Here is an 11776-nt window from a genome sequence, read left to right on the forward strand (position 1 = left end):
GTTATGTCAATGAAAACCAGCAATATCAAATTTAAAGACCGTATTGACGTCCAAATGCAAGACGATTTCATGCGCAAATCCGTTGCCAATGCCCAGGAGCGCATGTTTACCAACCGTGCGATTGCCGCCGAGAAGCTCGGAAACTGGGAAGAGTGGCGCGAGATGGGCATGGATATCCGCAACCACGTTCTGGAAAACCTGGATTACTACCTTCAGCAACTTAGTGACAATGTCCAGAAAAATGGTGGTCATGTGTTCTTTGCTCGTACGGCAGAAGAAGCCACGGCATATGTCGAAAACATTGTCCAGGAGAAAAACGCCAAGAAAGTCGTCAAATCCAAATCCATGGTGACCGAAGAAATTGGCCTCAACAAAATCATCGAGCGCAATGAGTGCGAAGTTGTTGAGACCGATCTGGGCGAGTATATCCTTCAGGTTGATGACTGCGATCCACCGTCTCATATCGTTGTTCCGGCTCTGCACAAGAACCGGATGCAAATCCGCGACGTTTTCAAAGAGAAAATTGACTATCAGGGATCTGACGATCCGGAAGAGCTGACCCGCTATGTACGTGACTATATCCGCCATGATTTCCTGGAAGCGGATATCGGTATTACCGGCTGTAACTTCGCCGTCGCAGAATCTGGCACGGTAACGCTGGTTACCAACGAAGGTAATGCCCGTCTGGCCACTAGCCTGCCGAAAACACACATCGCCGTGATGGGTATGGAGCGCATTGTTCCGACCTTCGAAGAACTGGATATTGTTGTCAGCCTGCTATGTCGCAGCGCCGTTGGCCTGCCGCTAACCGGCTACGTAACGGCCCTAACGGGCCCACGCGAAGACGAACATTGTGATGGCCCGGAAGAGTTCCACCTAGTAATCATTGATAACGGCCGCTCCGATATTCTCGGTTCGGAGTTCAAAGATATCCTGCGCTGTGTACGCTGTGCTGCCTGCGTCAACACTTGTCCGGCCTACCGCCATATCGGCGGGCAATCCTACGGTTCTATCTACTCGGGTCCAATCGGAGCCGTGCTCTCGCCACTGCTTGGCGGTTATGACGACTTTAAAGATTTGCCATACGCCTGTAGCTTGTGCCGCGCCTGTCACGATGTATGCCCGGTGAAGATTCCGCTGTCGGATCTGCTGCTCAAGCACCGCCAAAAAATGGCGGAAAGCAAACAGACACCACTGCTTGAACGCGCCACTGTCGGTGCCTTCAACTTCATCAACGCCCGACCTCTGCTATGGGGCAATACCGTAAAAGTGGGGGCCACGGTAGCCAGCGGCCTGATCCGAGACGGCAAGCTACCTGTCAATATCGGGGTCAGTGCATGGACCGAATCACGCGACTTACCTGAGCCAGATGGCGAGTCATTCCGCAGTTGGTTCAAAAAACGTAACAAGGGATAAAGGTGGGAATTATGGCTAACAACGACTCAGAAAAAACAATGGTTCACCAGAGCGAACAGCGCATCTATAACCGCGACAGCTTCCTTGACAATATCGCCGAAAAGCTTGGCCGCGAGCGCAAGACAACACCCGTCGAACGCCCTGCGCTAAAATACACCTGCCATCACGAAGTGCTGGCCGATAAAAGTCAGGACGAACTGAAAGCGACGCTGATCCACTATACCGAAACAGCTCTCGGTGCCCGTGCGATTGAAACGACTAAGGCCGAACTGACTGCGACACTAAAATCAGCCTGTCTGTACTACGTTAGCAACGAGGAAGAGAATACCGAGCGCCAGGACAGTGAAACCATACTGTCGGCAGATAAAAGGCTACTGGCTCTGGTTAATCCGTCTGAACTGGCCGACGAGCAGCACACCGTCCATGTCTGGGATCAGTCGGCAGGTTACGAGCCAAACATTACAATTGCCGAACGTGCGCAGGTCGGTGTGGTATTTGCCGAGCAGGCTCTGGCGGAATCCGGCACTATGGTGCTCTATAGCAATCCAGCACAAGGCCGTGCAGTCAGCTTGTTACCGGAAGCCTCGGTCTTTGTTGTACCGAAGAGCGCGCTGATCCCGCGTCTGACCCAGGCAACAGCTGCCTTGCATGAAAAAGCCAAGAACGGCGAGCGGATCCCGTCTTGTGTGAACTTCATCTCAGGCCCGAGCTCAACCGCCGATATTGAACTGATCAAAGTGGTTGGTGTTCACGGCCCAGTCTACGCCACCTATGTCATCATCGATGACATGTAGCCTGGTCTTCGTTTCCTCAAACCACCCTCCCTGCAAAAGTTGCGACCGTATGGTCGCTTCTTTTGTATATACCGATTATTAATTTAGAACCACTAGATCTTCTAATCGGAGCCTAGCCTAGTAGCTAAGTAATTCTCGCTGAAACGAGCATCTTGAGATAGCTTGGGTATAATGCAGTCAGTTTCGAGGAGTAACCGTTTCCATGCCCCAAATTGATGATCTCGTCTTATTTACCCAGGTGATAGAACATGGCTCGTTCAGCAAAGTCGCCGAGCTAAATACAATCACAAAGTCCGTTGTCAGCAAGCGGATCAGCAAGCTTGAATCCGAGCTGGGTGTCCAGCTTATCTACCGAACAACCCGGAAGCTGACCCTGACCGAACCCGGTGAAGTCTTATATCATCGCTCCAAGGATATCCGCCAGATCGCCCATTCGGCATTCGATGCCGTGACCGGTTTTAGCGAAACACTCTCCGGCCACATCCGGATGTCTGTCCCGACCATTTCCGGCGAACTATTGCTGGCTGAAGCGGTGTCGGATTTCTGCCAGAAGCACCCCGGCATGACTGTCGATATGTCGCTGGACAACCACTTCGTTGACCTCTTGTCCGAGAACGTCGATCTGGTGATCCGTACCGGCTACCTTGAAGATTCCAGCCTGATCGCCCGCCATATATTCAACTCACGCTGGGTCATCTGCGCCTCACCGACATACATCGAGCAATACGGTATGCCGATGACACCCAAGGCTCTCCAGCACCACAATTGCCTTGGCTACAACCAGCAGAGCACCGGCCCGTTCGATTGGCAGTTTATCCGTAACGGCGAACTATATACGCTAAAAGTCGCTGGCAATTTCTCATCGGACAATGCCGCAGCACTGCGTAAGTCGACTCTTGCCGGCAACGGCCTGTCCTACCTGCCTACCTGCTTGATTTATGACGATCTCCAGCAAGGCAGCCTGGTCGAGGTGTTGCCGGAGCATGCCGGGAAAGTCGTCGGGATCTATGCGGTCTATCCGTACACCCGCAAACCGGCTAAACGTATTCAGGCACTGATCGAACATATCCGCGAGCGCTATCTGGAAATCAAGGACCGTTTCTAATCAGGTCCTCCTCAATGAGCGATTCAACACAACCTTAAGCAAAAAAATGACGAGCCTAAAAAGCTCGCCATTTCTAGCCTCTAACCTCAGCAGATGTTATCTCTCGGGATTATGAACCGAGAGTTACGCTGCTGAATGCGACAAGGATTTTTTATTCTCCTCATCAACAATTTCCGTCAGGATCTGGGTAAAGATGTCACGCAGGTTATTCCAGTACTGACTGAAGCGGACCTCGTCGCGCAGGAAGGTTGTCATCACCGCAGAGCGCAGAATATACACCGAACCTTCGGTCTCCCACTCTTGCACATCAAATCCGCGCTCACGCACATAGATGCTCGGCGTGTCACCATATTCATCCACCGTCAGGGACGTTGACGAGGTGAGAAAGTCTTTGCTGTAGGCTCGACCCGACGCATAAGAGCAACGCTCATAGACGCGCTGGTTCAGGCTGTTGTGATCTGCCAGACTGTCATTGCCCAACTCTTTAAACGTAAAGTTGACCATATGAAAATCCGGATGCATCAACGGTCGGACTTCAAAACTGCGCCCCTGAACAACAAACGGCTCAGCCGTAGCCAGTTTATTGGTAAACCAGTCTGCCGTTACAATACCGCGACCAATCACATGACCGTAGCCACTGATATTTAACGGCACCAGGCGGTGGGCAGCCCATACTGCCGCAGCTGTCGAACCCGCTTTGGAGCCTTCCATAATCGAAGAGCCCAGCATCACCGGCTTGTCACCGACGTCCTGCTCATCAGACTCTTCAAATACATAGGCCGCATGATAGGAAATAAGGTCAACGATACGGCTGTCTTTCATCGCAACCGCCCCGGCAGAGTATGGGATATACCCCACCTTGTGCGGATCGACAGTGATAGAATCGGCTTCTGACATCGCCTGAAACGCGTCATATACATCACGCTTAGGCCACACCACGCCCTCAGGGATAATCTCTTTGCTGCGATAGCTATCAACCAAAGCGTCATAGTCCATGAACTGAGACTCTTCATCCAGGAACATAGAGCGGACATAGCCACCGTAGGCAGCATCAACATGAATATAGAACGAGCTACCGTATTTATCCTCGCATTCCTGTCGCAATTTCACCACTTCGTGAACAGCATCCACGGAGCCTTCTTCGGTTGTCCCCACCACCGATACCATACCCAGAATCGGCGTACCTTCTTCCATGAGGCGGAAGGTTATTTCACGCATTTTCTTCACGTCTGTACGGTAGTTGCTATCGACATCCAGCGGAACAATGTGCTCCTGTCCCAAGCCCAGAATATCCATGGCTTTCATCCACGAGTAGTGCTTCGATCGCGGTACCAGGAACTTGCCCAGCTTACCCGGCTCGACACCAACGCCTCGTGCAGACAGCTCCCTAACCTGCTCGAAGATGCCACGCTTCTTCAGCTCATCGGTTAAATCCAGCACGTCTGAAGTCTTCATGTTCAGCAATTGCTGTTCAGTTAAACCTGCGACCAAATCTTTTGCGCCATCATGATGAGCCATCGCCAGCGGCATTGATTTCAGGTTTCTGGCAACCCATATCCCCTCGTAGTTGGCCACTGTGCCACCCGAGGTAATATGCCCCCACGACTTGCCGACGTCATAACCAAACATCTGGCAAAGATCACGGCCGGCCTCAAGTTCCAAATCTGTCGTTACAGGCGAGGCTTCAACCGCACAGTTATTTTGGTTGTACATCATCGTCATCACGTAGGCCAGATGCGACACCATCAAGGTATCGGCATTCATGTGGCCTAGGTAGCGTGGTGAAAACCATGGAACGGACTTTGTCTTAAGGCGGGAAGACAAATCGCGAAGAATGTCTTCTGTACGGTATAAGGTATCGCGGAAATCTGGTTGATACTGGCAATGCGGAGTCACCAGAGCCGAATCTTCCGGGTGGAAGCCAGAGCGCCAATGCATATGCTCCGTTATAGCATATTCCATCATCTCTTTATAGAAAACCCGGTTTTCAGATTTAGGCCCCAGGAAAAGGGCATCGACATTTACATCTTTGTTCATAATAAACCCATACTGTAATCGTTTGGAAAACCAATGAAATGGTCCATGACCATAAGTCTGTTGGTCCTCAATTCCACACTACAATCCAAATTCAGGCAGAGACCTATTCCCTCCGCCAAATCACAAGGTCTGATCGTTTTTCGAAAATTAATGCAATAGCAATCAACAGCAGTTCATCACCACGACCATGACTCAACGCCAAATCTGCCACCCCGAAATAGCAGGTAGCATAACCAATCTAAGGCGTTATTAATTCGAAGACTTCTTAACTCGGAATTGGCAGCGATTCTACCGCAATGATCGAGACTTATATATGCAACAAGGAAGGTAAATAGGCATTTTGTAAATCTGGGTGACCAAGTTGTGGGCTTTATCACTAAAAATAGCTCAAAATTAAAATATTAAATCCGGCCTTTGGGCTTATGGGCCGGATTAATGTCTGATAGTACTAAGGGCGGATATGCTCAAAGTCCACTGTCACTTCTTGTAAGCCCTCGAAGCCAGCTAATGTCTTACCTTGGCTAACCCGAACAATGTCAGCTTTATAGTAGTAGGGCTGCAGTGTCCCTTCGTATTTAGGCGACAAAGCATAATACAACCGAGCTGGCTTTTCATAAGCTGCCTGGGTGCCAAGATAGCCAACCAAGGCATGCTCAAACTGATGATAACCATTGCCCCAGTGAAATTGCTTAGGTGACCCGACTCCGCCATATTGGTGGTCTACCCAAGCATCAAAATAGGTGTTGAGGGTAAAGTTGAGCTGCTGGCTGGTACTGCCCGGCTCAAGCATGTTGAGTGTCACCGCAGCCTGATCCAGCTCCGCCCACTGCCAGGAAGATATATACCAGTTATACTGGCCGCTTCGCCAGCTCAGAATTTCCGGCAACGTCTGCCACTGGCTATAAAGCTGTTCGGACAAGTATGGCTTCATCTGAGGCGGACTCATCCCATATGCCGCGCGCTGTAACGTCAGTGCCATCCCTTTGCGTCCCAACTGCTCCCAGTCAGGTTGCTGCAGATAGCGGCCAACCAGGTAAGTCATCCAATACGCCTTGATGGTATGGCCGTAATCATTGTGTCGAGCATTAGCCATTTTCACCGCTTTATGATGAATAGCACCATAAAAGCGCTGCTCGTCTTCGGAATGGTATTGCACCAGCATCTGCTCGGTTAGCCAATACAAATCCTGACGCCACTTCTGGCGGGCAGGCTCAGGCAATAACGGCGTAACCAGCAGTAAGTAGGCATTGATTTGATCCAGTTGGGCAACAAGCTCCTGCTGTTTGCGGTATTGCTCGTCTCCGTCTTCGATAACCCAGAGCAGTTGATTGGTAGCGTTATCGCGATACTGACTAAAGATAAACTGCTGTTGCTCGATCAGGGCCTGCTCGACCACGGGATCGCGGGTGAGGTAATAGTAGAAAGCCAGCCCAACAATGGCATAGGCCTGATCCTGAGAGGTTCGCTGCTGCCAGTTCAGACCGGGCTTGCCATTTTCACGAAAACTGATCATACCGCCATTTTGCTGATCCCTGAGCGTATGCAATAAATAATCAACGCCAGCCTTGGCCAGCTTCAGGGCTTCGACATCACCGGTCAGGTGATATAGCACACCATAGGCGTAAATTTGACGTGACTTCATCCGGGTATAGTCACGAGAAAAATGACTTCGGATCCAATCCTGATTAAGCTCGTTACACGGGGCATCGATATTAAGCAGCGCACCGTTATCACAGCGGAAAGTCGGAAAATTTCCGATCGGGGTACCTTTGGCAGTATCCATTATCCAAAACGGACGCAAACCGTTCTCGACATGTTCAAGCCATCGTTCACCCGTTGGTAACGGCGAACTCTCTGACGGGCTCACTCCCGACAAGTTCTTTTCTGACACACTTTGTGCCATCACCGGTACTTGAAACAGCCAGAAGGCACTCAAAATAAACAGTAACCACCGGGTGGGAGCCTGTACCCAAGCGTTCATGATGCTCCTTTATATTTATCCAATAAAATCAATAGATAATATAATGACAAGGACCTGCACAAACTGTCTTTAAGCTCACAGCAATAAGGTCTTTAATTAAATCATCGTGGCTATTACTTCTTAACCCGCTTCATTGCTGAACGGAATACTTCAACGACCGCTGATGCCAACGCTGTTTCCGGGTGGGAAGCGTTATAGTCTTCGAGCGCTGTAATATAATTGGATTTAAACTTTTCAACGGCCTCTTTCTCATTGTCGGCATAGATAAAATCATCTTCGACTTCAAACCCCTGAGCAATTAGCTGCTCTTTCTCCCGGAGAAAAGTCTCTGAAGCCGAGTCCAGGAAAGTAAACTGACGACGGTCGGTATTTGGCAGGACGAAAAATTGATATTTGGCCATATCTTCTCCAATCATATTAACGGGATGAATAGCTATATCGGCACATCGTGAGTGACCGGACAAGCCCTGAATTTAGTGTTCATTGCTATGTTCAAAAAAATAAACCCAGCGGCCCATTGTTTATCCCAAATAGCACCGATTTCTGAGTATTCGCCCCAACCAATATCGAATTGACTTTATATCGTCTCCAGACCCTCATTGATCGCACCTCTAGCACCTTCGTTCGAGCAATCAGTGTAAGTCTTACTGATTCAAGTTACCACCTCCCTACACCAATCCTTCACCCTTTATTTTTCAATAGGTCACAACCAAACCTGTCTAACTAAGTAGTCAACATCAACATAATTCCATGCAGACTAGTCAAGCTTAGATCACATACAGTCACGGCATTTTTGTTTAGCATGGTTCGAATTCGATCGTAATTAGCTCGAATTCGAACCGCAAGTGTAATCGATAACAACAATACCGAGCAGTATGGCTGGCATTCATTCTGCTTTATTTCATAACCATCTACATAACAACAAAGATATTCACTACAGATCAGCGCAATAAAAGAGGGAGCAACATGGCATTAGGGAAAATGAAATCGATTAGATACAGCTACCCACTGTATTTTACGGGCTTTATGCTCATTGTGGGGCTGGTGACCACACTGGGTATTACCTACTGGGTATCCCCCAAGTTAGTCGAAAACGAAGAGACGATTATCAAAGGCGTACTTCAGGCGCTAAATAATGAAATATCAATGGAGTTGGAACAAGTTCAGTCGCAGCAGCGCGCCATCACCCAAACCATCCCGCTAGTCTCAAGCGAGCAGATAGATCAGATTTTACCGGGCCTGGTCGATCAATACGGCAACAGCAAAGTCTTTGGCGGTGGTATCTGGCCACTTCCCGAACAAAGGAAACAAGGAATTGAGAAATTCAGTACCTTCTTCCACCGCGACGCCAGCAACAAATTAATCGTCAATACTTATTGGAACTCGAAAGACTCGCTTAAGTATTACGAACAGGTCTGGTACAAAAATGGCCTTGCTGCACCTGCCGGGCTTTGCGCATGGGCACCGGCATATAAAGATTCGGCCAGCCCCGAGGCCAGAACCAACTGCGCCATGTCAATCTTCAAAGACAATCAGCGTTACGGCGTGGCAACCATTGATCTGGCTCTGGGCTTTTTCAATGAACTGGCCGCCAAGAACGAACAAGCCCTAAACGGGGATATTCTTATTGTCGAAGCCAACGGAAAAATCCTCAACAACACACGTAGCATCAATCGCTCGCTGGTGCTCGAAAACCTTTCATCAGTCACCCAGCAATTCCCTTTTGCGGCCAGCATCAATAAACACCTCGCCGAGGTAAGAGAAGGAGTCCCGCTACAGCTTAACTACGATGACAAGGGTATCGCGCATACTCTGTTCATGAACAAAATTGCAGGAACCCCATGGATAGTCGCCTTCAGTACTGAAACAGCGTTGCTCGAAGTGACCACCGATTCTATTCTCGCAACTCTCGCGTCTATCCAGCTCCCGATTGCTGCCACTATTATCGTATTTTGCTTTATTGCCTTCTCTCGCCTGACCCGGCGCCTTGCGGCATTGAGAAATAATATCGAGTCCCTGTCGTCGGGTGAAGCCGATCTAACCGCCGAGATCACTATCAACAAATACGATGAAGTCGGTGATATCGCCCTCTCCGTCAACCATTTTATCCTCTACCTGCGCAATATGATGGGCTCGGTATCTGACGCCAGCCACCAGATCTCGGACATCATCCAAAATGTCGAAAACCAAAGTCGCACCAACCAAAGTATTGTCGACCAACATGCCGGAGAGACCGTACAGATCATCACCGCGATCAATGAAATGGCAGAAACAGCCGAAACAATGGCACGTAATGCCACTGAGACCGAAACGGTCACACACGAAACAACCAGTTCCGCCGACCAGTCTAAGCTGACCATTAATCAGGCCAGCGACAGTGTCTCCTTACTGATGGAACAAGTTGAGACAGCCTCAACCAATGTCACGGAGATGAGCAATGAAACGCAGAATATCAGCTCAGTGCTCAACGTCATTCAAGACATCGCCGAACAGACAAACCTGCTGGCGCTGAATGCGGCCATCGAAGCGGCGCGTGCCGGCGAGCAAGGCCGGGGCTTTGCTGTCGTCGCTGACGAGGTTCGAGCACTAGCGGCTCGTACCCAAAGCAGCACATCTGAAATCAACGAGATGCTGAACCGCCTGCAAACAGGGGTTAACAGCGTCGTTACGGCAATGGACCACACCAAGGCTCGCTGCTCGGTCGTCGTCGGTGATACACAACGCGTGAATGGCGGCTTAGATGAAATGATTGGAGCTGTGAACACAATCAGTCATTCGAGTACGCTAATTGCTGCGACGGCAAAAGAACAGCACGCGGTAACAGAGGAAATTAATCAGAATATGGCCCAGATCCAAAACATCATCGAGATGCTGACGACCAATGCCAAGCAGACCACCCGTTCAACCCATTCTTTATCGGGTGCCAACAAGCAGTTAAATGAACTGGTCAGCCAGTTCAAGCTCAACTGATTCTAATCTGGGGAAAATTGAAGCTCATACTGTCAGGAGGCCATCACCGGCGGCCTGACAGATAGAGTGCCCCGCCTAACCTTCGATCAACTTCATGAGCAGGTGACCGTCATACATCGCCTGCTTTACCAAAGCAGCTCCCGGCATAGTTGCCTGGGTATAAAAACAGCTTTGTTCGATCTTCAGATCCTGATTATAGACAGGCAGCGACTGGGTGCGAACACACTCCATGATGGCTGGATAAAGTACACTCTTGGCGCGGTTAAACTCTCCGCCAATCAGAATTTTCTCAGGATTAAACAGGTTCACCATGATAGCAATAGCCTGCCCAAGGTTATGCCCCAGTTCGACAATAACCAGTCTCGCCAGCGTATCGCCTTCAACGGCCGCATCACAAATCTTTTCAATGGTCAGTACCTTGCCGTGAAGTGAAGACGGGTGCCCTTCACGCAAACCTTGCTCGACCTGCTCGATAATAGCTTTAACACTCGCCACCGTTTCCAGGCAACCGTGGTTACCGCAGAAGCAACGTTTGCCGTAAGGTTTAATTTGGATATGGCCCAGCTCACCAATATTGCCGACACGCCCCTGCAGTACGACATTATCCAGCACAATACCCGCTCCCACGCCATGGTGTACCGAAACCAGAATGGAGTTGGCGACATCGCGTGAGTTGCCGAACAGCTTTTCAGCCAGCGCCCATGCGCGCGTGTCGTTGCCGATAAATACCGGTAGCCCGGTCGCCTCATGGATGGCGGGGCCAAGTTCAAGGTTATGCACATCATAGTGCGGCATCTGCAAAATAATGCCCTTCTCGGCATTCACCAATCCCGGCAGCGATACGGCGATAGCAGTAATACGATCTAGCTCGCCAACGTGGTTGGCGAAGAATGTATTGATTTCTTCAAGGAGCTTCTTAAGCACAGCATCTTGCTGCAGCACTTCGATATCCTGGCGCTCTTCGACCAGAATATCACCACCAAGCTCATGAAGGGCAATTGTCAGGTACCCTCGCCCAAGCCGGATCGACATGAACTGCCAGCCTTCATTAGCCGGAAGCAAGCCTATCGCCGGGCGGCCTCGGCTAGTCGATTCCTGATACTGGGTTTCCTTTATCAGGTGTGCCTCAATCAACTCTCGGGTGATCTTGGTGATACTGGCAGGTGCAAGCTGGCTGCGTTTAGATAGTTCGATACGAGAAATAGGGCCGTACTGGTCAATAAGCTTGTAGACGCTGCCGGCATTATTTCTTTTAATATGGTCGATATGACCAGGCTGAGCGACATACATGCCAATACTCCCGACATTAAAAGTGAAAATAAATGTTAGTGGATTAATTTTTTTACTTTGCGAACTAATTGTGAAGCCGAATCTTTCTAAGACGTGATACCCATCACGACTAATACGCAACTGTACCCATTTTTTGTGCTGTCAAAGCATTATCAGGCATCTTTTTTCGGTAGTTTTTTTACT

General features: G+C 49.7%; 8 protein-coding genes. 4 read left to right on the top strand and 4 right to left on the bottom strand.

The genetic code is table 11. The annotated features are described in order from the left end of the window. Window positions 1–3 precede the first annotated feature (3 nt). The 3 genes from BIT28_RS18585 to BIT28_RS18595 all read left to right on the top strand — a co-directional run bounded on the left by BIT28_RS18585 (window position 4) and on the right by BIT28_RS18595 (window position 3315). On the top strand, window positions 4–1416 hold the full coding sequence (locus BIT28_RS18585) for a LutB/LldF family L-lactate oxidation iron-sulfur protein (protein WP_075766436.1): 1413 nt from the start codon (window positions 4–6) through the stop codon (window positions 1414–1416). 38 nt (window positions 1417–1454) lie between these two features. Then, window positions 1455–2210, top strand: a complete 756-nt coding sequence (locus tag BIT28_RS18590) for a LutC/YkgG family protein (protein ID WP_075766579.1) — start codon at window positions 1455–1457, stop codon at window positions 2208–2210. 202 nt (window positions 2211–2412) lie between these two features. Next, window positions 2413–3315, top strand: a complete 903-nt coding sequence (locus BIT28_RS18595) for a LysR family transcriptional regulator (protein WP_075766437.1) — start codon at window positions 2413–2415, stop codon at window positions 3313–3315. Window positions 3316–3438: 123 nt separating this feature from the next. Here BIT28_RS18595 and BIT28_RS18600 read toward each other — a convergent pair whose 3' ends face one another. From BIT28_RS18600 to BIT28_RS18610, 3 genes are all read right to left on the bottom strand, one after another. After that, window positions 3439–5352, bottom strand: coding sequence for a pyridoxal phosphate-dependent decarboxylase family protein (locus tag BIT28_RS18600; protein WP_075766438.1), 1914 nt, complete (start codon window positions 5350–5352; stop codon window positions 3439–3441). A 448-nt stretch (window positions 5353–5800) separates the two neighbouring features. Next, complete coding sequence (locus BIT28_RS18605; protein WP_075766580.1) at window positions 5801–7255, bottom strand: AGE family epimerase/isomerase; 1455 nt, start codon at window positions 7253–7255, stop codon at window positions 5801–5803. A gap of 191 nt (window positions 7256–7446) precedes the next feature. Then, entirely contained in the window at window positions 7447–7734 is a 288-nt protein-coding gene (locus BIT28_RS18610) for a hypothetical protein (protein ID WP_075766439.1), read from the bottom strand. 565 nt (window positions 7735–8299) lie between these two features. Here BIT28_RS18610 and BIT28_RS18615 point away from each other — a divergent pair. After that, complete coding sequence (locus tag BIT28_RS18615; RefSeq protein ID WP_075766440.1) at window positions 8300–10303, top strand: methyl-accepting chemotaxis protein; 2004 nt, start codon at window positions 8300–8302, stop codon at window positions 10301–10303. Between the two features lie 75 nt (window positions 10304–10378). Here the strand turns inward: BIT28_RS18615 and mlc are convergent, their stop codons facing one another. Further along, window positions 10379–11593, bottom strand: coding sequence for a sugar metabolism global transcriptional regulator Mlc (gene mlc / locus BIT28_RS18620; protein WP_075766441.1), 1215 nt, complete (start codon window positions 11591–11593; stop codon window positions 10379–10381). Between the last annotated feature and the right edge of the window lie 183 nt (window positions 11594–11776).

Source organism: Photobacterium proteolyticum (assembly GCF_001939735.1).
Classification (GTDB): Bacteria; Pseudomonadota; Gammaproteobacteria; order Enterobacterales; family Vibrionaceae; genus Photobacterium; species Photobacterium proteolyticum.